The sequence below is a fragment of the Flexivirga sp. YIM B11880 genome, assembly GCF_058148645.1.
Map to the genome: position 1 here is coordinate 52,254 of NZ_JBMAMH010000003.1, position 25,253 is coordinate 77,506.

Consider the following 25,253-nt stretch of genomic DNA (forward strand, 5'->3'; position numbering starts at 1 on the left):
CGGGAGCGCTGAGCCCAACTTGGCAGCCATGACTGGACTCTCCCCGCACGTAATCCGGCTGTTGCCACCTCAGTGCGACCGCACGGAAGAACTGCCATGTCACCGGCAGGGCTGGCCCCGAGCCGTTCCTTCCCTGGCGGCACACCTGGCCGCGGGTACCGGCAAGCTCACGCGTCCGCTGGTACCGCGGTTCGCGCGGGTAATCGCCTTCGAGCCCGACGACGGCATGCGACGTGTGCTCGCGGCCGCCTGCGCCGAAACAGAAGCGCTCGACGGGAGCGCGGAACATCTTCCGGTCGCTGTCGATTCGATCGACGCGGTCATCGTGACACAGGCCTTCCACTGGTTCGGACACCGACACGTCTAGGAGGGAGTTTGCGCGCGTGCCGCGGCCCGGCGGGGCCGTCATCGTGACCTGGAACGTCGCGCACTGGGCAGGTGGCACCGGAGATCTCGGCCGTCGAACAGTTGCACGCGACGATCTGGCCGAAGGATTTCGGGCTGCCACTGGACATGATGAGCGGCGACTGGAGTCCGGCCTGTTGGCAGAGTTCCTTTGCCCGAGCGACGTTCGGCGAGGTCCATAAAGCGAAGCTGCCGAACCCGCAGAGCGTCGACCGCGAGGGCCTGGTCGCATTCTTCGGCTCGATGGCGAGGATGCATGCGTGCGACGCACGACGTCGACCGCCTCGCGGCCTTGCTGTCGGACCTGTCAGGGGCGAGGGCCGGATACTGGACGATGTCCGTGGATACATCCCATCGCCGGGCGGATTGCTCGGATCCGCAAAAGGCGGACCGCGATTTACGATCTCTTGCGTTGTCGTGCCGGCGAGTCCCATGGCACGTTCTTGTCACGCGATGTGACCGCACCGCGAGAATGAGAGGACCTAGTTTATGAGTTCACATCTGGTCACTGGTGCCAGGGGCAAGAGTGGCCAACATGTGGTGGCCTGCCTACTTGCGCGCGGAGCGTCCGTGCGGGCAGGTTCTCGCCACGCGGAACAAATCGACACCCCCGACGTCGAGGCGGTCCGCTTCGACTGGCACGACGAATCAACGTGGATGCCAGCGCTTGAGGATATGGACGGCGTCTATCTGGTCAAGCCCGAGTCCGAGGATGTCGCCGAGGTGGTCGGCCGATTCATGGTTCAGATGGCGAGTAGCGGCGTCAACCGGCTCGTGTTGCTGTCTGAGTGTGCCGCCGATACGCGCGCAGAAGACCTTCCCGAGCGACGCGTGGAACTCCTCGTTCAGGCTAGTGAGTTGAACTGGACCATCCTGCGGCCCAACTGGATGATGCAGGACCTCGTTGACGAGGGCTTTTTTGGTGCTGACGTCCGAGACCGTCGGGTTATCGCGATGACCACTGGCGGTCAAGCGATGGCATGGATCGACCCACACGACATCGGCGAGGTTGCGGCAGCGGCGCTAGTCAACGGCGTCGGCATCCGCGAGGCGGTCTATCTCACCGGCCCCGAGGCGCTCACGCTGGATCAGCTCGCCGAGCGGATCAGTGCGCACGCAGGCGGCCCAATCGAGGCCGTGGAGGAGCCGATCCCAGCCGCCGAGGCCCGCATGCGAGCCGACGGCTTGGACGAGGAATTCATCACGTACATCACACGCATCTCCCAGACCATCGTCGCAGGCGACGTCGCCCGGACGAACGACGAGGTCGAGCGGCTCACGGGTCGTGCACCGGGCAGGATCGACGCCTTCCTCGCCGCGAACGCGACGCAGCTCGCTGCGAGCGGAGGCATCGGTCCGAGTCCGGGCCTCGAGGATGCGCCCAAGCTCGCGCGCGACAACGAAGCGCTCTTCCGCCGTGTGGTGGCCGCCTGGTCATGCAACGAGATCGACAACCTCCTCGGCTGCTATGCCGATGACCTCGTCTACACGGACATGCCGCTCCCCGACCAGCCAGTGAGTGGAAAGGCAGCCTTCCGAGCGCACATGGAGGCCTACAACGGCCTCTTCGCCGGTGGCCAGGTAGAGGTCGACATCGTAGCCACTGTCACGAGCAGCACCCATGTCGCGGGCGAGCTGTTCAACCGAGCGAAGTACATCGGTCCCGGCGCCCCCGCCGGCGGGGTGCCGGTCTCCTGGTACGCCACGCTCGTCGTGACCATCGTCGGTGGCAAAGTCGTAGCCGAGCATGCCTACTACGACCCAACTACGTTCGAAAAGGCGGTCGCACAGGCGATTGTTTAAGCCTGGACACTGCGCCGCGTACGTGCTGAGACGACCCGCGCTCCCAGGTGAGCGCGGGTCGGTCACACCCGGAACTATCACAACGTGTCATTCCGCCAACCAGCGACAGTTTCTCGGTCCCGTTTTCACCACGGGTGGTCGAGCAGTCCCGGCGTGTACTTTCCGCCCGCGGTACGCCGATTTTGCGGCGTGAGACTTCGAAAAGAGCTGCCTGAACCGTTCGAACCACGAATGGTCACAGCCGCTAAACGAACGATCTCCTTCATGCGTGTATTCGGCCGGTCGTCTCGCCCAACCGGCCGCCGCTACCGCCCCATTGTCGCGCGATGATCTCCGCAGCGATACTGATCGCGGTTTCCTCCGGGGTGCGGGCCCCTAGGTCCAGCCCGAGCGGGCTGGACAACCGTTGCAGCTGCTCTTCAGTCACCCCGATATCGCGCAGTTTGGCCAACCGGTCCTCGTGCGTACGCCGCGAACCCATCGCACCGATATAGGCGACCTCGGGTGCCTGTAGGGCGACCTCTAGCAACGGCACGTCGAACTTGTGATCATGCGTCAACACCGTGATGACGGTGCGCGCGTCGATTCGTTCGGCCTTGAACTCGCGGGCCAGGTAGCGGTGCGGCCAGTCCACAATCACCTCATCAGCATCCGGGAACCGCGAATGCGTGGCGAACACCGGCCGCGCGTCGCACACGGTCACCCGGTAGCCCAGAAACGACCCAACCCTGGCGACCGCCGCCGCGAAGTCGATCGCCCCGAAGACCAGCATTCGCGGCGGCGGGGCGAACGCGGACACGAAGACACGCATGCCCTCATCAAGCCGCTGCCCGTCCGGTCCATAGGTCAACGTTGCACTGCGCCCGCTGGCTAGCAGGCCCAGCGCATCGTCGGTCACTGCGGCGTTGGCCCGGTCGCTGCCGATGTCACCGACCGATTCCTGATCGGGTCTCAGCACCATGCGTCGGCCGACCCACGACGGGTCGGAGTGGTCCACGACAGTGGCGACCGCGACTGGTCGATCATGTTCGATGTCATCGGCCACCGCGGCCAACTCGGGAAAGCTGGTCCGGTCGATACGCTCGACGAATATGTCCAGGATCCCGCCGCAGGTGAGCCCGACCGCAAAAGCGTCATCGTCGGACACCCCGTACCGTTGCAGCACCGCCGCCCCGGAGGCGACCACTTCACCAGCCAGGTCGTAGACCGCGCCCTCGATACAGCCGCCCGACACCGAACCGACCGCCTCACCACCAGGCCCGACCAGGATTGACGCACCGGGCGGCCGCGGCGCAGACCGGAACGTCGCCACGACCGTGCCCACACCGACCGTCTCGCCGGCGTCGTACCACCTCATCAAGTCCGCAAGCACTTCACGCACGCCGTACCGCCCCTCGCTGCGACCTATTCGCTCGAGCCATCAGCTCCGTCAGCGCTTGACGCACCGGTGATTGCGTCCAACAGGTGCCCGACCTGCGCACCGAGTGGCCGCTGACGGAGTAGTCACATTCCGCCGCCTGTTTACCCAGCACCCGACTCTCGCGGCGGTGGTCGGCATCTCGACATTTACCGATGGGTCATCTCCCCATCCTGGCCTCGGCCGCCTCGCACAATCTCGTCAACCGCAGCTTCCGCGGTTTCGAGTGCGCCCTCGATGTAACCGGGGAAGCGAAGCGAGACGTCCGATCCAATGAAGTAGATCTCGCCATGCCGCTCACCGAGGCCCTTGTGGATCCGGCTGAACTGCCCGATGTACGGGGAAACCCACGGACCTCCGAAGAGCGGGTCGGCCGACCAGTCGTAGTACTCAAAGCCATGTACGACAGCCTCCGGTATGTAATGGTGAACTGCGGCGGTCACTGCTTCTGAGTCGGTTGGGTCGAACGAATCGGAGTCGGTGAACGCAACGAGCAGCCTCCCACCGTCATCCGGGGTCTGCATGTAGTCGTACAACGTAGGAAAGACCCCGTCCCCCGTGCACGAAAGACCTGCAGGCACCCCCGTGACATGGATCATCAGTTTGAGGCCCTTGCAGGCATGTCCTTTTGTCAGCGCCCCAGCCCGCTCAGCGGTGAGCGGAGGGTCGAATTCAATGTTGCGCCACGTGTTGAAGGGCGTCGCGATAACGACGCGCGACCCTCGTTGGCGCTCGGAACGCCCGTCCCGGTCGAACGCCACGTCGTAACTGCCGTCTTGCTGTAGCTCGACGGATGTCACCCGCGCACCGAGGACGCTGTCGGGGACATCAGCGGCCATCGCGCTCACCAGTTGCTGCATGCCACCGCAGACGACTTCATCCAGCGCGAGGACAACGCCCAGCACGCTGTAGCCATGTGCGGCGACGAGCTGCAGCGCCCACAACGCCGAAGACTCTGCAGGATGCTGTCCCAACATGTTCCACGCCCAGGAGAGGACAAGCTGCCGTGTGACCGGTCCCAGTAGCAGGGCGTCGACGTACTCCAACAGCGGGATGTCGAGGTCATCGAGACCCTGGTTCTCAAGCCCAGCGGTCACGTCAATGCGGTGGGCGTCGCGCAGCAGCCGGTACAGTCCTGCCTCGGCCTGTGCCCCTTCCCCCAGTGGGATGGGGAACGCCTTGTTGTTGTCACCCTTCCCGAGGCGGTTCCGGAACACCGTGAACTCCGGTGCCGGCGCAGTCTCGATTCCGTAGCGCTCGATCTCGTCGACCAGCCGGGGGTGGTGGTGCCGGTGAAAATATGTGCCCCCTAGCTCGATCTGGATCGAGGGGAACAACTCTGAAGCACGGGTGTAAGCGCGTCCGCCGAGGCGAGCACCGCCTTCCAGGAGGAGCACGGAGCGGCCAGCCGTGGCGAAATCGCGTGCCGCGCGCAGGCCGGCGAAACCACCTCCGACGACAATGACGTCGTATGACATTCAGGTCTCCTTCGACCAAATGAGCGTCCAGTTGTCCTGCGAACAAGAATGCTCGCCATCGACTCTCGTAGGCGCCGACCTCGGCCGGCCCTTGCACGACAGGTTTACGACCATCGCAGTTCTCACCTTCCTGAGATGCGGTCGGCCAAACGCGCGATTGCGGCAGTGTGCGGCGAGCCGCCGAACTCCCGGCGGTCTGCAGCCCGATACGCGACATACAGGCTCCGCACCGCCATCCAGCGCACAGGCTCGGGTTCCCAGTTGCGAACCGTGTGGTCGACCCAGGGCAACCGGGTCAGGCCGGTGTCACGTCCGAGGACCAGGTCGCGCAGGGTGCGTCCTGCCAGGTTGGTCCCGGCCACACCATGACCGACATAGCCACCAGCCCAGCCGAGTCCGGTCCTCCGGTCCAAGTGGACGCTCGCGCACCAGTTACGCGGCACCCCCAGCACACCCGACCAGGCATGATCGAGTTCGATCTTTCCCGCGGCCGGGAAATATCGGACAAGCAAGTCACGCAGTTGATGCTGCGTATCCGACGACGTCGCGCCGCGCACGTCGGTCCGAGAACCGAAGCGGTACGGGACACCTCGCCCACCGATGACGATCCGGCCGTCAGCTGTGTGCTGCATGTAGCCGAAGGAATGCGCGCCATCTCCCACCAGTTCGGCTGAGGCCCAGCCAATCTCGTCCCATATGGCCTCGGAGAGCGGCTCGGTGACCACCATGCTGCTGTTCATCGGCAGCCACACTCGCCGGTGCCCCTTGATACCGGCAGTGAATCCCTCTGTGGCGCGGATGACATAGTCCGCGTAAACACTCCCATGCTCGGTGACAGCCTGCTTGGGCCGGATCTCGGTGACCCGTGTCTGCTCGAAAATGTCGACTCCCAGCCCCTCGACAACCGCCGCGAGTCCGACGGCGAGCTTGGCCGGCTGGAGGCGTGCGCAGTGCGGGCTCCAGTGAGCGGCGACTGCACCCTGTATCCGGATGCGGTTCGACAGTTCGGAGCGATCGAGCTCGATTAGGTCCTCGGAACCCCATCCGGCGGCACGTAGCTGGGGAAGGTGGTCGCGCAGCCGGGCCTCCTGAGCGGGGTTGGTGGCGACGTGCAGCACACCCGCTTTGTGGATGTCGGCAGAGATCCCCTCGGTCGAGCAGACCTCAACGACCTCGTCGACGGCTTTGAACATCTGACGCTGGAGATCGGCTGCAGCCGGCCAGCCGCGCGCGGCGGCATACCTGCGGAGCTGGCCCGGGGGCTCGGCGCTGAGCCAGCCGCCGTTGCGGCCGGAAGCGCCAAATCCGGCGAAGTCGCCCTCCAGTACGGCGATCCGCAGGTCCGGCTGATCCCTCTTGAGGTAGTAGGCCGTCCACAACCCCGTATAGCCGGCGCCCACGATAGCGACGTCATACTGCCGGTCGCCTTGCAGTGCCGAACGAGGGGTCGGCATCCCGATCTGACGGTGCCAGAAGGAGACTTCGCCGTTGACGAAACCGCTGGTGGGGGGCGACTCCTCGCGGCGCGAGCCGATCCGAGACAAGAATGAGGACATCGTCAGTCCGCCAGTACCCAGAACTCCCGGAACCTGGTGTGGAAGGTCCAGGTGGACATGTGTCCGGCAGGCAGGAACGCGAAGTCACCTGCCTTGAGGTCCACGCGCGAGCCGTTTTCGATCTCGATGGTGGCCTCGCCCGCGAGCACATAGATGATCTCGTTGAACTCCAGTCGGTAGGTTGTCTTCGACGGCGCGCACTCGAAGATGCCCGTTCCGCGGGCTCCCTCAGCGAAGTCCTCGTGCAGTGTGAAGCCGCGGCCCGAGGGATCGCCTTCGAGTATGGTCACGCCCTCGGGTTGCCAGGTCTCGAGCGTCACTTCGGACGCCGTCGCGGACAGAATTTTTTCCACCATTGATCTGCTCCTTGGTACTGGGTTCGGTCAGGACGTGAGCTGGTCGGCCATCCAGTCGGCCATGCGCAATCGCGGGGCTGGCCCGAGGTTGTGGCAGCAGTGGTCGCCCTCAGGCTCTATGTCGAAAACGAGAGGTGCGTTGACGGCATACTGCTTGAGCTGGTCGATCTCGGACATCGGCAACTCATCCTTGGCGCCGTGCTGGAAGTAGGTCGGGCAGGTAAGTCCCGCGAGGACCGGACGAATGTCGATGGCGTCCCGGACGCGCACTTGCGCCTGCTCGAGAGTGTCGGAATTGGTGACGTACTTCCAGCTCTGCTTGGTCATCGGAGTCTCGAAATCCCAATCGTCCATCTGGACGAAACCGCCCCAGGACAAGCAGGCCCGGAACCGTGGATCGGTCGCTGCTGCCCGCAGCGCGTAGTGACCGCCGAGGCTGCGACCGAGCACGCCGATGCGCGCCGCGTCGATCGACGGCAGGGTCTTCAGGTGGTCCAACACCTTGCTGCTGTAGCGCTCGAAGTCGCCAGCCAATGCGACGTCGGTCAGCATCTCGCCCTGTCCCGGCCCATCGAATGTGATCGTCGCGAGCCCACGCTCCAGTAGCAGGTTCTCGAAGAGGTAGCTCTCTTCCTTGGTGCTTTCCAGGCCGCCTAGTAGTACGACGCATGGCACGGCGCGGCCGTTGGCGCTCTTGGGCAGGCGCAAGTAACTCACGATTGTGGTGTTGTCGATGGGCAGGTCGTATCGCTCGGCGGGCGGGTCAAGCAGCGGTGCGGCCCGGCGGTAGAGCTCTACTTTGCGGTCCTGCCCGATAGGACGGCGCTCGTCGAACCACAAGAACTGCGCGTACTGCGCAGCCATCGAACCCACCCAGAGCCAGTACCCCGCCGTCATCCGGTGACCGGTGGCGAGTGACTCGTCCGCCAGCTTCTCGTAGTGATCTGCGCGGGACATCCAGAAGTCGAACCAGTTCTCTTCCGGCCCGCGGTCCCGGGCTGCCAGCAGGTCGGCATACACGAGTCCGTCCATCAGGAGCCGTCCCCAGTTGAGCATCTCCTGTTCAGACGTGACCGTTTGCTGGCTGTCGGACATCGCTGTCTCCGTTTCGTCGATGGGTTCTCACAGGCATCCTTTCTGCTGAGTCCTTCGGCATCATCTACATGTTCCGCGAATAGTGGCTCAGTCCTTGGCAGAACCACAGCAACGCCTGGCCCGGTCGGCACTCAATACTGAGCGTCATGATTGACGAGAACGCGATGCCAGGCGCGGGTCTAAGCACACCCGGGGCATCCGGTGGCCTCGGGGCTTCAGCGAAGAGGTATGTCGGGCAACCCGTGAAACGCCGCGAGGACGCCAAGCTGCTGCGCGGAGAAGCTCGGTTCGTGGATGACATCGACCTGCACCAGCAGCTGCATCTGGTGGTGGTGCGCTCCAGCGAGGCACACGCGCGACTCGTGTCGGTGAACACCGAGGCAGCGCGCCGAACACCCGGGGTTCGCATGGTCATCACAGCGGCGGATCTGCCGGGCCGCATCCCCCTGGAACAGATCGGCTATCACGACGTCTATCCCTGGATCGAGGACCTCACACACCCGATCTTCGCCGCAGATCGCGTCCGGTACGTCGGCCAGCCAGTGGCGGCCATCGTGGCCGACTCGCCATACCTCGCCGAGGACGCGGCGGCCCGGATCGAGATCGCCTACGACTTGCTGTCGCCGGTTCTCGACCCGCAGGAAGCACTCGCGGACGACACGGTGCGGCTCTTCGACGACCACACCAACGAGGCCCTCAGGATCGAGAAGACGTACGGCGACACCCCCGGCGCGTTCGAAGGCGCCGCCCATGTGGTCACCGGCACCTACACCGTCGGACGGCACTCCGGGGTACCGATGGAAACTCGTGGCTGCGTGGCGCAACCGGAGCCCGGCTGCCGCGGCGTGAACATCTGGGGACCGGTCCACGCGCACGACTGCCAGCGAATCATCGCGAACGTTCTCCAGCTGTCGTTGGCCGACGTGCACATGCGGCATACGGCGATCGGCGGGAACTTCGGCGTCAAGGGCGGCGTGTTCCCCGAACACATCATGACCGCATGGGCAGCCCTGCAACTTGGCCGCCCCGTAAAGTGGACCGAGGATCGCCTTGAGCACATGGTTGCCACCTCACATGCTCGCGAGCAGGTTTACGAGATGTCAGCGGCGTTCGACGCCGACGGCCGATTGCTTGCCCTGACCGATGAGATCTGGGACAACCACGGGGCGTTCCTACGGCAGGCAGAACCGCTGGTAAGTGACATCACGGTCGGCATGGTGCCGGGCCCTTACCGCGTACCTGCCTATTCCGGTGTCCTGCACGTAGTGCTGTCCAACAAGACACCGTCGGCGGCTTACCGTGCGCCGGGGCGATACGAGGGAACGTTCGCCCGCGAACGGCTGCTGGATCAGGCCGCCCACCAAATTGGCCTGTCACCGGTGGAGATCCGCCGCCGCAATTTGCTGACCAGCGCGGACCTGCCGTACGAGCCCGGGATGGAGATCTGTTTCGAGCCGTACCATTTCGATTCCGGTGACGTCGTCGACCATCTAGACAAGGCGCTCGCCGCGGCGGATTTCGACCAGTGGGAGAAGGAAGCCGTCGAGCTGCGCGCCCAGGGCCGGCTCGTCGGAAATGGGGTCGGCATCCTGATGGACAAGGCTGGCCTAGGCCTATACGAGACCGGCGCGGTGGATGTCGACCCGTCCGGCCGCGTCCGCGTGCGCACCGGAGCCTCCTCAGTCGGCCAGGGCATCGAGACCGTGCTCGCCCAGATCGTCGCCGAAGAGTTCCAGGTCGATCCGGAACTCATCGACATCGTGCACGGCGACACCGACCTGATCCCCGACGGCGTCGGCTCCTGGTCCAGCCGGTCTACCGTCCTGGCGGGCGGAGCTGCCCGGCAAGCCGCGCTCGACACGATCGACAAAGCAAAGCGGCTCGCCGCCGACATGCTGGAGGCCAGCATCGACGATCTCGTGGTCAGCGACGGGTCGATCATGGTGGCTGGTAGCGCCGACTCGCGCCTATCGCTCGCCGAGATCGCCGGACGGTGGGACGGGTGGTCCGCCCGGCTCGCGGGTGACGAGCCAGGGCTCGGCGCGCAGGCCGTCTACGTCGACTCGCACATGAATTATCCCTACGGCGTCACCCTGGTACAGCTCGAGGTCGATCCGGCCACCGGCGGGCACACCATTCGCCGGTTTCTGACCACCACCGAAGCAGGCCGGGCGATCAACCCGATGACGACGCGAGGACAGGTGATTGGCGCAGCGATCCAGGGAATCGGCGGCGCCCTCTACGAGGAGTTCTTGTATGACGATTCCGGCCAGCCGATGTGCACGTCCTTCATGGACTACTTGCTGCCCGGCGCCCAGGAAATGCCGGACGTCGACTTCCTCATGACCGAGGACGCGCCGACACCGAACAACCCATTCGGCGCCAAGGGTCTGGGCGAGGTCGGCCTCATCGCCGTCGGTGCGTCGATCGCCAGCGCCGTCGATGACGCCTTCTCCGATGGACAAGTCGTGCGAAAGGTGCCGGTCGCACCGGAAACCCTGTGGCACCGGGCACTCGACCGGCGCCCGAACGTCGGCGTACCGCACCCTCGTGCGCTCGAAGTCGTGGCGGAAGGAAGTCACGGATGAGTCTCAGCCAATCCGACCCATTCCGGGATCCCGCATTGGTCAACCAGGACGACGCGATCGTGACCGTCTGGTCCGACATCGGGTGCCCGTGGGCAACCCTCGCACTGCAGACCTTGTCTGCACGCGCAGGCGAGCGCGGCGTCACCCTGCTGGTCGACCACCGGGCGTTTCCGCTGGAGTTGTTCAACGAACGGCCAACGCCGAAGGCAATCATCGACATGGAGGTGACCGCAATCGCCGGGCTGCGGCCCGAACTCGGCTGGCAGGACTGGTCCGGCCCAGAGTCGGAATATCCTGTGTCGACCACGCCGGCAATGGCCGCCGTGCAGGCGGCGAAGGACCCGTCGGTTGGTGGGCTTCCGGCGAGCGACCAGCTGGACGCGGCGCTGCGGCGCGCGTATTACGAACAGAGCCAATGCATCTCGGTGCACGCGCGAATCCTGCGGGTCGCCCAGACATGTCCATTGGTCGCGGTGTCTGCGTTGGACGCCGCTTTGCAGCGCGGCGCTGGACTCGCTGATGTCTTCAGCCAATGGGGTATGGCGCGTGACCTGCCTGTCCAGGGCAGCCCGCATTTCTTCGTCGGCGGCCGCTACGCCGAGCACAACCCGGGCGTCACCTATCACTGGACGGCGCCGCCGGGCACCGGCTTTCCCCGCCTTGACGAGTATGACCCGGCCTGGGCCGACGAGGTCCTTGACTTGATCGAGACTTCCCAGGTCCATGGAACAACTAAGTGAGCGGCTCCATACGAACTACATTGGCTATGTGGTGATCGAGCATGAGTTGGCGGCACTCGCGGCGGCTGTGCAGCAACGCATCCCCGACCTGGTGGCCCAGATCGAGCGGGAAGTGATCGAACAGGTCCCGGAGTTCCACAGCAGGGACGACCCGGTATTGCTGGAGTCGGAGCGACCCAGCATCGATGCCGCGCTGACCAGCATCGTGGACGGTCTGGCGAGCGGCCGACGGGTGCCTGAAGGCGCCTCGGATGCTGCGCTGCGCGAGGCGCGCGCGGTCGCACAGTCGGGCATCGAGCTGCAGGTCCTGCTGCGGACCTACCGACTGGGTCAGGCGATTACATGGAATGCCATCCTTGAGGAGGCGCTCGCTCTGGTCCCGGAGGAGCACCGGCTGACAGTGCTGCGGCAGGCGTCGGACTACCATTATGCGTGGAACGACGCAGTGATGGAGGGAGTCGTTGCGGCCTATCAGGCCGAGCACAAGGCCTACTTTTTTCGCAGTCAGGACCGCAAACGCCGCGCGATCGTGAACGATCTCTTGCGGGGGGTGCCGACTGAAACCGAAGAACTCGGGTACAACCTGCGGGTGGCACATCTGGGCTTGGTCGCGTGGGGCAGCTCGCCGGAGGCGAACATCCGCGCCATCGCTGCCACTCTGAAGTCGCGGGTCCTCACTGTCAGCGGTACCTCGGGCACCGTGCTCGGCTGGCTGGATGCCTCGGCCCTGCGCAACGCCCAGGAGGCTGAGCCGGAGGTCTTCACGACCCTGCCGAGCACACATGTGGCGGTCGGCGAGATTGCGTCCGGCATCGAAGGCTTTCGGCGCTCGCATCGTCAGGCATGGCAGGCCTACCGGGTCGGGCGTTTCCGACCGCGCGCCGTGGTGCGCTATCCCGATGTCGCGCTCGAGGCTCTGGTGCTGAAGGACCGGCAGATGATGCGTGACTTCGTGGCCCGTGAGCTGCGCGGGCTCGATGAGCCGGAAGCGCGGACCGAACTGCTCCGCGAAACGCTGAAGGCATACTTCGCGTCCGGCCAGAACGCCGCCTCGACTGCTGCGGCGATACACGTCCACGAACGCACCGTCGCCTACCGCCTTCGCTCGATCGAGCAACGCCTCGAGGTCTCGATCACTTCGCGGCGAGATGAGATCGCCGTCGCGCTTCGGTTGGCCGACCTGTTGGCGGCGATAGGGGCCAAGGAACGTGCCGAGAACCAGCCTCACGCACTGGATCTGAGCGACGACGCGTTGTAGTGAGTCCGCGGTCGGCCGCGTCACGTCGCGTCGGGAGTTCAGCCACCTTGCCCAACGCATCGTGGGCACAGGCTCCGAGGCTTTGCGATCAGGACACGTCTGCGTCGTCGGACGGACGATCGGGGCCTTCGCCCGACTCAGCCAGGTCAGCCGCTTCATCAAGCGCCATTTGCACGGACTCCACGATCTGCTGGTAACCGGTGCACCGGCACAGGTTGCCGGAGATGACCTCACGTATTTCTTCTGATTCCAGGCGTTTGCCCTCGTTGTAGACCGGAAGGAGCGTCATCAGGAAGCCAGGCGTACAGAAGCCACATTGCAGCCCGTGGCAGGCGGTGAAGGCGCGCTGCAGCCCGTGCATTTCGCCGTCGTTGCTCAGTCCTTCGACGGTGGTGATGCGGCGGCCGTCGGCCTGGACGGCCAACATGGTGCACGAGCGCACAGGTTCCCCGTCGAGAACGACGGTGCAGCTCCCGCAAACACCGTGCTCACAGCCGACGTTCGTCCCGGTGAGGCCGAGTTCGTGGCGGATGAAGTCCGACATCAGCATCCGTGGTTCCACGTCGCGCTCGTACATCTCACCGTTGACGACGACCCTGGTCTTCACGCTACTTCTCCTAGCTCGAACGCCGACGCTAGCGCGCGGCGCAACATCTCTCCGATGACGTCTTTGCGGTATCCCGCGCTGCCGTGCACGTTCTCGCCCGGTGCCAGCCGCGCAAGCGCTTCGTCGACAACGCCCGCAATCAGCTGACGGTCTACGACCCGCCCGGCAAAGGCATCAGCCAGACCCGGCGCCAGACACGGTGCCGGTCCGGCGGCAAGGAGGCCGGCGCGAACGCTGCGACACGAACCGTCAGCATCACGCTCGGCCTGCACCGCTGCGCCGCCGATTGCGTAATCCCCACGCCGACGCGCGAATTCGGCAAATCCCCATGTGCTACTCGAACGTGCGACAGGCAGCTCCACCGCTGCCAAGATCTCGCCAGGTTCGAGCGCGGTCGTGAAGTACGACAAGAAGAAGTCGGTTGCTGCGACCCGGCGCTCGCCAGCCCGCGATCGGGCGACCATCGTAGCGTCCAGTGCGAGCAATGCTGCTGGGAACTCGGCGGCTGAGTCGCCGTGCGCGACCGAACCGCCGAGGGTGCCTCGATTGCGGATCTGCGGGTGCGCCACCCAAGTGGCCGCTTCTGCCAGAAGTGGAGCAGCCGCACGGATCGCGGCGTTCCGCTCCACCTCACAATGGCGCGTAAGCGCGCCGATCCGCAGGACCGAGTCCGTCAGCTGGACACCCGTGAGTTCGCCGAGAGCGCCGAGATCGACGAGTAGCGACGGTGAGGCGAAGCGAAGACTGAGCAATGGGATCAAGCTCTGTCCACCGGCGATGACTTTCGCGTCCTCATCCGCGTCCAGGGCGTCCCAGACATCATCGAGGTTCGCTGCACGCACATAGTCGAATGGTGGTGGTTTCACGCTGCCCACTATCGTCGCCAACTGAGATGGCGTCCTTGACCTGAACCGTCATTTCGCCGTTCCGATCAACGCATCATGACAACAAACCTCGGCACCTAGCACGATGTGTCCGCCGAGCCCTTTGTGGGCTACCTCACAGTCCGCACCGCGACCTTGTCGACACGGTAGTAACGCTGCCGGCCGCGCCCCTTCTAGCGTCATGGCCGCGTCAACGCGACCCGCGATGACGAGCAGCCCACGACGCGGGCGCAAGCAAGAGAACGGAGTTGCCGTGACGACCACGAGCAATAGCGAAGAAGTTCAGTTGAAATCGGGTGCGCTCGGAGTACCAGGTTTGGTGGCCATCGCCGCAGGAGGTATCGCACCGGAGTATTCGATCCTGCTGACCGGGTCCGTGGTCGCCGGCATTGCCGGGGGGGCGACGCCGGCAGCGTTCGTGATTGCAGCGATCGGCATGTTCGCGTTCGGGATTGTGATGGCCGGACTGTCCCGTCACGTCTCCGCCGCCGGAGGATTGTACAGCTTCGTACGACGCGGGCTGGGCCGCGATGTCGGCTACCTGGTGGGCTGGTTCTACTTGGGCATCGGCGTCGTCGTGACACCGGCCACCTTCATCTCTTCGGCGTTCCTGCTGCAGAACTTCTTCGCCGCCGCCGCACCGGATGTGAACTGGCTTTCGTCGTCGTGGGTTCCGTGGGCGATCGTCCTAACACCTATCGTGCTCTTCGCGGCCTATCGCGGCGTAGAGATTTCGGCTCGACTGCTGCTGGTGCTGGCCGCGCTCGGCGTAAGTTCGGTCGTGTTGTTCGACCTGATCATCCTGATCAAAGGCGGAAAGGACGGCATCGCCTGGTCGTCGCTGTCACCGTTCTCGCTGCACGGAATATCCGTCGGCACGCTACTGCTCGCGGTCGGCCTCGCCATCACCTGCCTCGCGGGATCTGAGGGTGCGGTCTTCATGGCCGAGGAAGCGCATGACCCACGACGCACGGTTCCCCGAGCCATCATGGGCACGATGACACTGGTTGTCGTCTTCTACGTACTAACGTCATTGGCCGTGACCACTGGGCTGGGCACCACGAAGACGTCCGGCTGGGGCCTGCTCGGAGCGGACGTGGTCTCCGGACTTTCCAAGACCTACCTGGTGTCCTGGTACGGCACATACCTCCTCGCGATCGTCGCAATTGCCGGCATCACCGGAGCACTGGCTTTCACTAACTACCTCGCCCGATTGATCTTCGAGTGGGGCCGCGACGGCCATCTGCCTCGGATGCTCGGCCGCACCCATCGGGTCCACCAGACTCCTCACGCTGCGCTCGGTGCGATCGCGGTGATGTCGATAATCGGATACGCGTGCAGCTTCGTGCTCACCGGCGGGACCGCCGCAGACGGACTCGTCGCATTCAGCTGGATGTACACGGTCGACGCGGTCCTGATCGCTCTGGTCTATCCGACCGTCGCGATCGCAGGCGCCGTGGTCGGCCTGCGCGCCAAGGCCGGACTACTCACCAGCATCATTGCCCCTGTCGTCACCGTGGCGCTCATCGGGCTGTCGATCAAGTCACAGTTCTTTCCATTGCCCCCGAGCCCCTACCGCGGTGCCGTCCTTTTCGGACTCGGCTGGATAGTGGCCGGCGTGCTCGTGCGGCTCGCGACACGACGTAACGACACGGGAGATGACCCGACGGGCGAGGAACTTGCTCTCGAGCCCGACGATGGCATCGAACGGCTGCCTGCTTGAGTTCTGAGCAAGCTCAGCACCACCAGCTTCGGAATGCCCGGTCTTTCATATGCGAAGACCGGGCATCCGACGCTCAACGGCGCAGCGGTCACCCTTGCGGCTGGGCCATCTTGAGACACTGGGACGCCTCACAGGACGACAAATCTTCGGCCGTAGGCAAATCAGTGCGTGCCTCGAGGAACTTCGAAACCTCAGTGCTATTCGGCGCCGCGGCCGAGGACTTGCCCTCCAGCGAATCTGCAGCGTCCGAACGCGATGTGCAGGTTACACACCCTGACGAACCACCCACCGCTCTCGCGGGCGACGACTATCCGTAGTTGTCCCCCTGATTACAGGACCGTCAGGGACGACGACCCGGTGCGAATGAGTGATCATCCTTCCTGAATGGGCGTGAGAGAGCGACAGGTTCGAGCCTTCAGCGCGAAGGCCTCTACCCGGAAAGATCGGCCGAGTTCGCAGCCATGCTTGGTGACGGCGGTCAGGTCGAGGTGTGGATTCGATCGACTTGGCCAGTGTCGAGTGAGGTCCGGCGCGCAGTCGAGATGCTCGACGAATATGACGCGCAGTTGCTGCGACTCCCCGAGCAGATCGACGCGTCGTCCGTATGCCGCAGGGCACTCGTGATGCGCCCGAAGGATCCCCCGGTCGCATCCGGTCGTCGACAGTTCGGCGGCGTTCAACCCGGCTTCCGCCTTGAGCGTGGCGTTCCTAACGTCCCGGGTTGCCGTTCACGGACCAGGTCCTCACCACACCAGCCGATCGATGAAATTCATAACGGATGCCCCGGCCTTCGCGTGCGAAAGTCGGGGCATTCAGATCTGGATATCGCTCACACCTCTGGCGCGAGACCCGGCTGGGGTGCGGACATCGTGTAGTCATCGGCACCCGGCACGGCCGGTGCGTCCTCGCGCAAGTTGAGCGGCTGCCGGTCCTGCAACTTCTTGCGGATGACGAATGTGATCGGCCCAAAGGAGAGCAGCACCAGCGCGATGACGATGGAATCCGCATTGCCGTAACCGGTGATCTTCGGATTGAGGAAGCCGACGATGGTCACGACCGCGTCGATGACGACGATCCCGCAGGCGATGCCGACCCAGAAGGTGCGCAACTTCAGCGGCCGGGGCCAATCGGGCCGGTCTTTGCGCAGCAGCACGAAGCCGGCAACTGCGAATGTCGTGCACAACAGGTAGCCGAAGTTGCTGGCGAACAGCACCGCAATGGTGGAGCCCAAGAAGAACACCATCAGCAGGTTGATGACCAGATCGATCGTCATCTGCCGGACCGGCATCCCGTTGCGCTTGCTGACATGATCGAGCTGCTTGAGGGTCATACCTTCGCGCGCCAGGCCGTACAGCGCTCGACCAGCGTCACCGGTGGAAGCGGCCATGGACGCAAACATGGAGGCACAGATAATGACGGTGACCAATCCCGATGCTGGACCGACTATCTTTTCAAAGGCATCGATCGCGTAGCTGACCGGGTTCTTGCTCACATCTGCTTGCCCGACGGTTCCAGCAGCTCCGATCGGCGCCAGTGTGAACGCAACCAGAAGCATGATTCCACTGGAAATTGCTGCCTTCGGTACGTCCCGTCTGGTGTCCTCGAACTCGGGCGAGAAGGTCGCGATTATTTCCGTGGAGTAAACATTCCAGCCGGCGACATAAAGGAGCCCGATCGCCAGCTTCACACCACCCCAGTCGCCGCCGAACTGCATGGTGAAACTTGACGTGCTCCACTGGCCGGCCACGATAGGCGCGAAGATAAAAATGAGAAGCGTGACGACCGCGCCACTATTCAGGACCCACATCAGCCGGACGGTGAGTTTGATACCGAGCACATTCACCAACCACACGAGGATGATGCAGCCCGCGGCGACGAAATGCGGCACCCCCACGTGGACGCTGCCGAGCGTGAAAAACGTACCGGAATCGGGGAACCACTGCGCGGCGACAAGTTCGCCCAGGGTGAGGCCGACCGCGGATAGCGCAAGAGACCACGCCATCCAGTAGCCATAAACACAAAGAGGGCCGATCGGCGCAAAATACTTCCGCCATGCCTCGTGGGCGTACATACCGATGCCACCAGTCTTGTCCGGGAACATCAACGCCATCTCGGAGTACAACACCACTTGCAAAAGGCCGATCAATGCCGCGCCCGCCCAGATGAGCAACATTCCCCACAGCCCTACGGCGCCGATTGTGTAGCCGATGGACGTGAAGATGCCGGTGGTGATGATGCCGAGAGTCATCGCCATACCATCCGTCCACCGCAGCTTCTTCCGGATAAGGTCACTGTCGTCAGCAGAGTCGCTCATTTCCCCTTCTTCCTCTTTTCACGCTGGCCGGATGCACATTGGTCAAGCCACACCGACAACGGGTCGGCTATGAGCCAGGTCACACCGTAGGTTCGCGACTGTTTCCTGCCCACCCGGAACCAGATAAGTTTCCGAAGCAATACTGAAGGTTCCAACAGTTCGGCGGGCGGGCAAGGAAGAACTCAGAAGCTCCGACACCCACAAACAGGCAATACCGGAGCCCGTAGGCGAAATGTGTGATCCGGACAGGTCAGCGGTAGGCAGCCTCTCCTGTCAGTGCCTGCCCGATCATCAAGGTGTGCATCTCTACGGTGCCTTCGTACGTCAGCACCGACTCCAAGTTACTGGCGTGGCGCATGACCGGGAACTCCAGCGAGATGCCGTTGGCGCCGAGCACCGTCCGCGCGGTGCGACAAATTTCGATCGCCTTGCTCACATTGTTGTACTTGCCCAGGCTCACCTGCTCCGGCCGCAGCCCGCCGCGGTCTTTCAGCCGGCCCAGGTGTAGCGCGAGCAGCGTGCCGTTGATCAGCTCGCTGTTCATCGCCACCAGCTTGGCCTGCGTCAGCTGGTATGCCGCAATCGGCTTGCCGAACTGCACACGTTGTGTGCCGTACGTCAGTGCGGACTCGAAGGCCGATCGTGCCGAACCCATTGCTCCCCAAAGGATTCCGTACCGTGCCTCGTTCAGGCACGACAACGGGCCTTTCAGTCCGCGAACCTCCGGTAGCACCGCCGACTCCGGCAGCCGTACGTTGTCCAGCACCAGCTCGCTGGTGACCGAGGCACGCAGCGACAACTTGTGATGGATCTCCGGTGCGGAGAAGCCGGGGGTGTTCGTCGGCACCACGAATCCGCGGACGCCACCATGATCCTCCCCCGCCTGCGCCCAGACGATAGCGACATCGGCGATGGACCCGTTGGTGATCCACATCTTGGTGCCGTTCAGCACCCAGTCCCCGCGGTCCCGGCGGGCCGTGGTTCGCATGCTGCCCGGGTCGGACCCGTGATCCGGCTCGGTCAGCCCGAAGCAGCCGATCGCTTCGCCTGCTGCCAGCTGCGGCAGCCATTCCTGCTTTTGTTCCTCACTGCCCCAGCGCCAGATCGCGAACATTGCCAGCGATCCCTGCACCGACACCATCGATCGGATGCCGGAGTCCGACGCCTCCAGCTCCAGGCACGCCAGTCCGTAGTCGACCGCGCTCATCCCGGCGCAGCCGTAGCCCTCCAAGTGCATACCGAGCAGGCCGACTTCGCCGAGTTCCTTGGCGAGTTCCCGCGCGGCCGGCAACTCACCCTTCTCGAACCAGTCGGCGACGTAGGGGTCGATGCTGTGCTCGCACAGCTGCCGAACGGTGGCGCGGACGGCCAACTCGTCATCAGTCAGCATCGCGTCGATGTCGGCGAGATCGAGCGGGCGGGCAGTGCTGGTCTTCATTCGGTCACCTCGGTCGTGGGGGCGGTCTGTGCAGCGAGCCATGCATGCACCTGCGTGGCGTGGGCATCGTTGCTGGGTGGGGGTGTTGGACTGGTTGTGCGGTAGGCGGTCCACCTGATCGGATGCCGGATCTCACGGGTCCAGCCGTCCCCGACTTCGACCGTGGGATCGAGCCCGAGACTTTCGGCGAACTCGATCGCCTGTGGGATGGTGTTGACCTTGCCGGCCGGCACCCGCGCGGTCCGCAGCAGGTCGACCCAGTGCTCGACGTCGCGCGTCCTCAGCAGGTCCTCGAGCTGGGTCGCCAGCTGCTCACGATGCGCGACCCGGTCGGAGTTGGTGGCGTATTCGGCCCGTGCGGCGAGCCGGGCGTCACCGAGGGCGTCGGTCAGCCGACCGAACTGGGTGTCGTTGCCGCACGCGAGCGCGATTAGCCCGTCGCGACAGTGCAGCGTCTGGTAGGGAGCGATGCTCGGGTGTGCGTTGCCCATCGGATGACCCGGTGCGCCGGTCTCCAGACTGGCCTGACCCTGGTTGGCCAGCGAGCCGAGCAGGCTGGTCAGCAAGGTGACCTCCAAGTGATCGCCGCGGCCCGTGCGCTGCCGGGCGATCACTGCGGCCAATACGCCTATCACGGCATCCTTGCCGGTAAGCACGTCGACCAGGGCGACCCCGGCCTTGGTTGGTTCGCTGTCTGCGTCCCCGGTGATGCTCATGAGTCCGCCGACGGCTTGTACGATGAAGTCATAGCCGAGCAGATCCTTGCCGTCGTTGCCGCCGAAACCGTTAATGGTGCAGAAGATCGACCCTGGATTGACGGTGCTGATCGCGTCATACCCAAGGCCGAGCCGGTCCATCGTGCCGACGGCGAAATTCTCGATCACGATGTCGGCGTGGGTAGCGATGTCGAAAGCGGTGGCCCGGTCAGCCGGATCGGTCAGGTCCAGGGCGATCGACTGTTTGCTCCGGTTGACACTCTCGAAGTAGGTCGCGCCGTGTGCGGAGTATGGCGGACCCCACGCCCGCGTGTCATCGCCGGCCCCACGGCGCTCGATCTTGATCACCCGGGCACCGAGATCGGCCAGAGTCATCGTGGCGAGCGGGCCGGCGAGTACCCGGCTGAAATCCGCTACGACCAGTCCCTCCAATGGTGCCCCCAATTCACCAGTCACCACGACACCTCCCGCTCTGGCAGGAACCAGGGGTTCGCATCCTGCAGCGCCGGGGGCAGCGCTTCCTCGGGTATGTTCTGGAAGCACACCGGCCGGGTGAACCGCTCCAGGGCGGCTGCCCCGACGCTACTGGCGGTCGGGATGCTGGTCGCCGGCCATGGCCCACCGTGCTGTATGACGCTGTTGCACGCCACACCCGTCGGCCACTCGTCGACTGTCACGCGCCCGACCTGTGCCGCGAGCGTTTGCACCAGCCGGAGAACATCCGGATCGTCCGGTCCCCCGCTGAACACCGATCCAGCGAGCGAGGGTTGCAATACCTCCAGCAGCGACACTGCGTCGTCGACGTCCTGGTACGTCACCACGAGGGCCGCCGGGCCGAAACATTCCTCCCGCAGCCGCGAGTCGTTGTCGCGCAACGCCTCGGCCGGCACGGATAGCACGGCAGGCTGCGCGGCGTACCCCGCCGTCGGAAGCCAACCCTGGGCGAGCACCTCGGCTCCGGCCGCCCGCAGCTGCGCCAGCCCGACACGGTAACGGCTCGCGATGTCCTCAGTGAGCATCCACCCCCCGTCCCGCACCCGCACCAGCTCGGCCACCGCGTGCGGGATGGTGCTGCCCGCGGGCACCAGCAGCAGCCCGGGTTTCGTGCAGAACTGCCCGACACCGAGGGTGAACGAGTCGACGAACCCGGCGGCGACGAGCTCAGCTGCGGCCTCCGCTGCTGGTGTGACGACCGCTGGGTTGACAGTGCCCATTTCGGCATAGACCGGGATCGGCACAGGTCGCCGGCGAGCCGCTTCGACCAGCGCCATACCACCGGTCTGCGAGCCGGTGAAGGCGACCGCTGCGATCTGCGGCGAGCGAACCAGCACTGGCCCCGCATCGAAGCCGACCACGTTGCCGAAGATGCCCTTCGGTGCCCCGGCCTCATCCAGTGCCCGCATCACCAGGTTGGCGACCGTCGCGGCGAGCCGTGGGTGAGCGGGGTGCGCCTTGACAACCACGGGGCATCCGGCGGCGAGTGCTGAGCACGTGTCGTGACCGATCGTGCCGAACTGGAAGGGGAAGTTGCTGGCGCCGAAGACCGCCACCGGACCGATCGGCAGCTGGGCGCGGCGCAGTTCAGGTCCGTTCGGGAGGCGTTCGATGCGCGCTCGCAGCCACTCGCCGCGCTGACCAGCGCGTCCATAGAAGCGGGCGTTCTCGGCGGCCTTTGCCAGTTCGCCGGTCAGCCGGGGTACACCGAGCGCAGTCTCCTCGTCCGCAATGCCGACGAGGCGATCTGTCTCTTTCTCAAGGGCGTTCGCGACGGCATCGAGCCATTGTCTACGCTCCTCTGGCGTGGCATCGGCTGTGCGCCGGGCCGCGGCCGCGGCGCTATCCAGGATGGCCGCCAGCTGCGCGTCGGTCGAGTGCTCCGGCCCCGGTGCGGCCCTGCCGGTGCGCGGTGCGTACGTAGTGTCCATGTCGCGCTGCATCGTGCTCACGTTTCGTCCCAGATGGCGTCGGCCAGGACCTGCAGACCGTCGTCCAGCAGCGCCCCGTCGATGACGAGCGGCGGCAGCAGCCGGATTACGTTGCCGAAGGTGCCGCATACGAGAAGGAGCACTCCACGTTTGTGGCACGCCCGCGCGATCCGCACTGCGGCCTCCGGGTCCGGCTCCAACGTGCCCGGCCGGACCAACTCGATGGCCATCATCGCGCCATGTCCACGCAGCTCCGCGACCACACCGCTCGCTTCGATGACGGGCTGGAGGGCGGCGATCACGTGCTGCTCGATCGCCGCGGCACGCTCGACGAGCCCGTCGCGCTCGATGATTTCGAAGACGCCCAGTGCAGCGGCACAGGCGACGGGGTTCCCGGCATACGTTCCGCCAAGTCCGCCGACGCGTGCCGCGGCCATGATGTCGGCGCGACCGGTGACCGCCGCGAGCGGCAGGCCGCCGCCGAGCGCCTTGGCGGTCACCACCAGGTCGGGTTCCAGTCCGTCGTGCTCGCTGGCGAAAAGCCTTCCGGTACGGGCGATTCCGGCCTGTACCTCATCCGCCACGAGCACGATGCCGTGCTGCCGGGCGATGCTCTGGACACCACGCAGGAAACCTGGCGCAGGGACGATGAAGCCACCCTCACCCTGGACAGGCTCGATCACAATCGCAGCAACCGTCTCCGGGCCAACCCGGTTCAGCAGCGACTGCAGTTCGGCCAGTGCGTCCGGCGTCGCCTGTGCGGGGTCACCGGGCCAACGCAGCTGCTGGGCGTAGGGAGCGCGGTGGACGTGCGCGTCGAACGGTCCGAAACCGTCCTTGTAGGGCCTGTCCTTCGCGGTCATCGCCAGGGTGAAGAGGCTCCGACCGTGGTAGGCGTTGTCGAAGACGATCACTGCGGGGCGGCTGGTCGCCGCGCGGGCGATCTTCACGGCGTTCTCGACCGCCTCGGCACCGGTGCTGAACAATGCGGTGGTGGCTTCTCCGGGGACTGGCGCGTGCTCGTTGAGCCAGGTGGCGACGTCGACATACCCCTGGTATTCGGTGACCAGGAAGCACGTGTGCGTGAACTTCGCGACCTGTTCCTGGACCCGGGTCACCACCTCCGGCGCGCTCGCGCCGACACTGGTCACCGCGATACCTGAGGCGAGATCGACCAAGTGGTTGCCATCAACATCCACGATGATCCCGCCACCAGCACGCTCGACGAAGACCGGGACTACGTTGCTGAGCCCCGGTGGCAGCGCTGCGGCACGCTGCTCATGCAACACCCGGGAGCGGGGGCCGGGGATCGGGGTCACCAGCTTCCGCTGCTGATCGGGCAAGCCGGATGTGACCGGCGTGGCGGGCGGAAGTGCAGTCGTCTTCATCTCAGTCCCTTTGTCGTGCGTGCCAAGTCGCTCCAGGCTAGGTGTGAACATCGGATGCCGCATTAGATGTTCTGCTGCATCACTGGCTCTATACTGGATATAATGACCATATGATCAACCTGACCGACCTCACGTCGTCCCTAGGTGACGATCTGCGGCCGGAGGTGCCGCTGCCGGTCACCGCGGTGCAGATCACCGGGGTCCATGTCAGCGAACTCACCGACCCGACGCCTTACCTGGCCGGCGGCGAGTTGCTATTGAGCACCGGTATGAGTCTCACGGGGCACTTCGCTCAGGCACGCGCGTATGCCGCCCGCCTGGTCCGGGCCGAGGTGGCGGCGTTCGGTCTCGGCCTGGGGCCGATCCACGCGCAGGTGCCGGCCTCGCTGCGTCGGGCCTGCGAGATCGTGGGCCTGCCACTGCTGTCGGTGCCTGCGCCGACGCCCTTCCTCACCGTCAGCCGCGCGTTCTGGAATCAGTTGGCGAGCGGCGAGCACGAGCAGCTGAGCAGTTCACTGGGCGCCTACCACGATCTGGTGCGCTCGGCCATGCGCCGTGATCCGATGAGTCAGGTCGTGCGCACCCTCGGAGCCGCGGTGCATGGGTGGGCAGCACGACTGGACGCCACCGGCCGGGTGGTCGAGGTGTGGCCGCGGAACCGCCGCGATGCCGCCCGGGAGACCGCCCGCGAGCTGCGGCGAGTGCACGCCAGCGGCCCGCACTCGTCGGCGACCTTTCCGGTCGGAGACGAAGACGTGGTGGTACAGCCGCTCGCCCGTGGTGAGCGACTGGTCGGCCATATCGCGATGGGCTGTCCCAGGCCCGCGGCGGCGCTGGACCGCCAGCTGCAGCTGGCAGCGTGCTCGCTCCTCGCGCTGCAACTGCATCGGGACCACGAGGTGGTGGTGCAGGCCCGCACTCAACGTTCCTGCATCGCGCAGCTGCTGGTGGATGGCGCCGTCGACGCAGCACGTGCGCTCGGCGACTCGCTACATCAAAGCCGAATCCCGCTGCATGCCAGCTTGATTCGTATCAGGTGCACGGACATCTTCGGAGCTGTCGAGCTGCTGGACCGATGGGAGCAAGGTCGCCTTGACGATTCCCAACTCTGGCTGGCCGACGACAGGGATGAGGTCTGGGTGGTGGCCGACGCGGCGATCGCCGAAGGACTGCTGGACGACGTGCGCACCCTGCGACTGGCCGCCGTCGCTTCGCCTGTGATGCCGGTCGCAGCGATCTCCCGGTACGCCGGGTGGCTGCTTGGCGAGGTGCGACGGGCGCCCGACGGCCAGGTCGTGCAAGATCCGGGAGTTTCGCTCGGGCCTGCCGAAGCACAGCTGGAGCGCTTGCTCGCCGGCCATGACGACACACTCGTCAAGACAGTGGTGTCCTACCTGCAGCACCGCGGACGCTGGGAGGACACCGCACGGGCGCTGCAGGTGCACCGCAATACGGTGCGGCACCGCATCAACACGGTTGCACGGGTCGCCGACGTCGACCTCGATGACCCGGACGACGCGAGTCGCCTCTGGGTCGTGCTGCGGGCTCGCGGCCTGGCCTGA

At 65.2% G+C, this 25,253-nt stretch carries 19 protein-coding genes and 1 pseudogene; 8 read left to right on the forward strand and 12 right to left on the reverse strand.

Annotated elements, in window-relative coordinates:
* The first annotated feature begins 28 nt into the window (after positions 1–28).
* Together ACN8HC_RS06325 and ACN8HC_RS06330 are read left to right on the forward strand one after the other, a co-directional pair.
* On the forward strand, positions 29–367 hold the full coding sequence (locus ACN8HC_RS06325) for a class I SAM-dependent methyltransferase (RefSeq protein ID WP_188835748.1): 339 nt from the start codon (positions 29–31) through the stop codon (positions 365–367).
* Positions 368–894: 527 nt separating this feature from the next.
* Entirely contained in the window at positions 895–2,208 is a 1,314-nt protein-coding gene (locus ACN8HC_RS06330) for an NAD(P)H-binding protein (RefSeq protein WP_188835747.1), read from the forward strand.
* 262 nt (positions 2,209–2,470) lie between these two features.
* Here the strand turns inward: ACN8HC_RS06330 and ACN8HC_RS06335 are convergent, their stop codons facing one another.
* The 5 genes from ACN8HC_RS06335 to ACN8HC_RS06355 form a co-directional block, all read right to left on the reverse strand.
* Complete coding sequence (locus ACN8HC_RS06335; protein WP_188835746.1) at positions 2,471–3,589, reverse strand: XdhC family protein; 1,119 nt, start codon at positions 3,587–3,589, stop codon at positions 2,471–2,473.
* Between the two features lie 185 nt (positions 3,590–3,774).
* On the reverse strand, positions 3,775–5,103 hold the full coding sequence (locus tag ACN8HC_RS06340; protein ID WP_188835745.1) for a flavin monoamine oxidase family protein: 1,329 nt from the start codon (positions 5,101–5,103) through the stop codon (positions 3,775–3,777).
* Between the two features lie 122 nt (positions 5,104–5,225).
* Entirely contained in the window at positions 5,226–6,647 is a 1,422-nt protein-coding gene (locus ACN8HC_RS06345) for an NAD(P)/FAD-dependent oxidoreductase (RefSeq protein WP_490074006.1), read from the reverse strand.
* Positions 6,648–6,661: 14 nt separating this feature from the next.
* Positions 6,662–6,979 (reverse strand): cupin domain-containing protein, encoded by a 318-nt coding sequence (locus ACN8HC_RS06350; RefSeq protein ID WP_490074007.1) that lies wholly within the window; start codon positions 6,977–6,979, stop codon positions 6,662–6,664.
* Positions 6,980–7,042: 63 nt separating this feature from the next.
* Positions 7,043–8,110, reverse strand: a complete 1,068-nt coding sequence (locus ACN8HC_RS06355; RefSeq protein ID WP_188835742.1) for an alpha/beta hydrolase — start codon at positions 8,108–8,110, stop codon at positions 7,043–7,045.
* A 164-nt stretch (positions 8,111–8,274) separates the two neighbouring features.
* Here ACN8HC_RS06355 and ACN8HC_RS06360 point away from each other — a divergent pair.
* From ACN8HC_RS06360 to ACN8HC_RS06375, 4 genes and pseudogenes are all read left to right on the forward strand, one after another.
* A pseudogene (locus tag ACN8HC_RS06360) lies at positions 8,275–8,664 on the forward strand (xanthine dehydrogenase family protein molybdopterin-binding subunit); the annotation flags it as partial.
* A gap of 108 nt (positions 8,665–8,772) precedes the next feature.
* The gene (locus ACN8HC_RS06365; RefSeq protein ID WP_229749484.1) at positions 8,773–10,698 is read left to right on the forward strand and encodes a xanthine dehydrogenase family protein molybdopterin-binding subunit; all 1,926 of its coding nucleotides are present in this window, start codon (positions 8,773–8,775) and stop codon (positions 10,696–10,698) included.
* A gap of 35 nt (positions 10,699–10,733) precedes the next feature.
* Positions 10,734–11,438, forward strand: a complete 705-nt coding sequence (locus ACN8HC_RS06370) for a DsbA family oxidoreductase (RefSeq protein WP_229749458.1) — start codon at positions 10,734–10,736, stop codon at positions 11,436–11,438.
* Positions 11,439–11,466: 28 nt separating this feature from the next.
* Positions 11,467–12,696 carry a PucR family transcriptional regulator gene (locus tag ACN8HC_RS06375; RefSeq protein WP_188835740.1) on the forward strand — a complete coding sequence of 410 codons (1,230 nt, stop codon included), beginning with the start codon at positions 11,467–11,469 and terminating at the stop codon, positions 12,694–12,696.
* Between the two features lie 88 nt (positions 12,697–12,784).
* On the opposite strand, the gene ACN8HC_RS06380 is transcribed toward ACN8HC_RS06375, so the two are convergent.
* Positions 12,785–13,273, reverse strand: coding sequence for a (2Fe-2S)-binding protein (locus tag ACN8HC_RS06380; RefSeq protein WP_188835739.1), 489 nt, complete (start codon positions 13,271–13,273; stop codon positions 12,785–12,787).
* 26 nt (positions 13,274–13,299) lie between these two features.
* A complete protein-coding gene (locus ACN8HC_RS06385; protein ID WP_188835738.1) occupies positions 13,300–14,169 on the reverse strand; it encodes an FAD binding domain-containing protein in 870 nt (289 codons plus the stop codon).
* Positions 14,170–14,440: 271 nt separating this feature from the next.
* Between ACN8HC_RS06385 and ACN8HC_RS06390 the strand changes: the two genes are divergently transcribed.
* Entirely contained in the window at positions 14,441–15,910 is a 1,470-nt protein-coding gene (locus tag ACN8HC_RS06390) for an APC family permease (RefSeq protein WP_188835737.1), read from the forward strand.
* Positions 15,911–16,739: 829 nt separating this feature from the next.
* On the opposite strand, the gene ACN8HC_RS06395 is transcribed toward ACN8HC_RS06390, so the two are convergent.
* The 5 genes from ACN8HC_RS06395 to gabT form a co-directional block, all read right to left on the reverse strand.
* The gene (locus tag ACN8HC_RS06395; RefSeq protein WP_188835736.1) at positions 16,740–18,224 is read right to left on the reverse strand and encodes an APC family permease; all 1,485 of its coding nucleotides are present in this window, start codon (positions 18,222–18,224) and stop codon (positions 16,740–16,742) included.
* Between the two features lie 250 nt (positions 18,225–18,474).
* The gene (locus tag ACN8HC_RS06400; RefSeq protein WP_188835735.1) at positions 18,475–19,662 is read right to left on the reverse strand and encodes an acyl-CoA dehydrogenase family protein; all 1,188 of its coding nucleotides are present in this window, start codon (positions 19,660–19,662) and stop codon (positions 18,475–18,477) included.
* Entirely contained in the window at positions 19,659–20,834 is a 1,176-nt protein-coding gene (locus tag ACN8HC_RS06405; protein ID WP_229749457.1) for a CaiB/BaiF CoA transferase family protein, read from the reverse strand. The genes ACN8HC_RS06400 and ACN8HC_RS06405 overlap by 4 nt, the downstream gene beginning before the upstream one ends.
* Positions 20,831–22,303, reverse strand: coding sequence for an aldehyde dehydrogenase family protein (locus tag ACN8HC_RS06410; protein ID WP_188835734.1), 1,473 nt, complete (start codon positions 22,301–22,303; stop codon positions 20,831–20,833). Before ACN8HC_RS06410 ends, ACN8HC_RS06405 begins: the two co-directional genes overlap by 4 nt.
* A gap of 17 nt (positions 22,304–22,320) precedes the next feature.
* Positions 22,321–23,691, reverse strand: coding sequence for a 4-aminobutyrate--2-oxoglutarate transaminase (gene gabT, locus ACN8HC_RS06415; RefSeq protein ID WP_188835733.1), 1,371 nt, complete (start codon positions 23,689–23,691; stop codon positions 22,321–22,323).
* Between the two features lie 110 nt (positions 23,692–23,801).
* Here gabT and ACN8HC_RS06420 point away from each other — a divergent pair, with 110 nt between their 5' ends.
* On the forward strand, positions 23,802–25,253 hold the full coding sequence (locus ACN8HC_RS06420) for a PucR family transcriptional regulator (RefSeq protein WP_188835732.1): 1,452 nt from the start codon (positions 23,802–23,804) through the stop codon (positions 25,251–25,253).

What these genes read in the sequence shown, in the direction of transcription:
- ACN8HC_RS06325 (WP_188835748.1), top strand. Translation starts at nt 29, where the DNA reads ATGACTGGACTCTCCCCGCACGTAATCCGGCTGTTGCCACCTCAGTGC.
- ACN8HC_RS06330 (WP_188835747.1), top strand. Translation starts at nt 895, where the DNA reads ATGAGTTCACATCTGGTCACTGGTGCCAGGGGCAAGAGTGGCCAACAT.
- ACN8HC_RS06340 (WP_188835745.1), bottom strand. Translation starts at nt 5,103, where the DNA reads ATGTCATACGACGTCATTGTCGTCGGAGGTGGTTTCGCCGGCCTGCGC.
- ACN8HC_RS06355 (WP_188835742.1), bottom strand. Translation starts at nt 8,110, where the DNA reads ATGTCCGACAGCCAGCAAACGGTCACGTCTGAACAGGAGATGCTCAAC.
- ACN8HC_RS06380 (WP_188835739.1), bottom strand. Translation starts at nt 13,273, where the DNA reads ATGTACGAGCGCGACGTGGAACCACGGATGCTGATGTCGGACTTCATC.
- ACN8HC_RS06395 (WP_188835736.1), bottom strand. Translation starts at nt 18,224, where the DNA reads ATGAGCGACTCTGCTGACGACAGTGACCTTATCCGGAAGAAGCTGCGG.
- ACN8HC_RS06400 (WP_188835735.1), bottom strand. Translation starts at nt 19,662, where the DNA reads ATGAAGACCAGCACTGCCCGCCCGCTCGATCTCGCCGACATCGACGCG.
- ACN8HC_RS06410 (WP_188835734.1), bottom strand. Translation starts at nt 22,303, where the DNA reads ATGGACACTACGTACGCACCGCGCACCGGCAGGGCCGCACCGGGGCCG.
- gabT (WP_188835733.1), bottom strand. Translation starts at nt 23,691, where the DNA reads ATGAAGACGACTGCACTTCCGCCCGCCACGCCGGTCACATCCGGCTTG.
- ACN8HC_RS06420 (WP_188835732.1), top strand. Translation starts at nt 23,802, where the DNA reads ATGATCAACCTGACCGACCTCACGTCGTCCCTAGGTGACGATCTGCGG.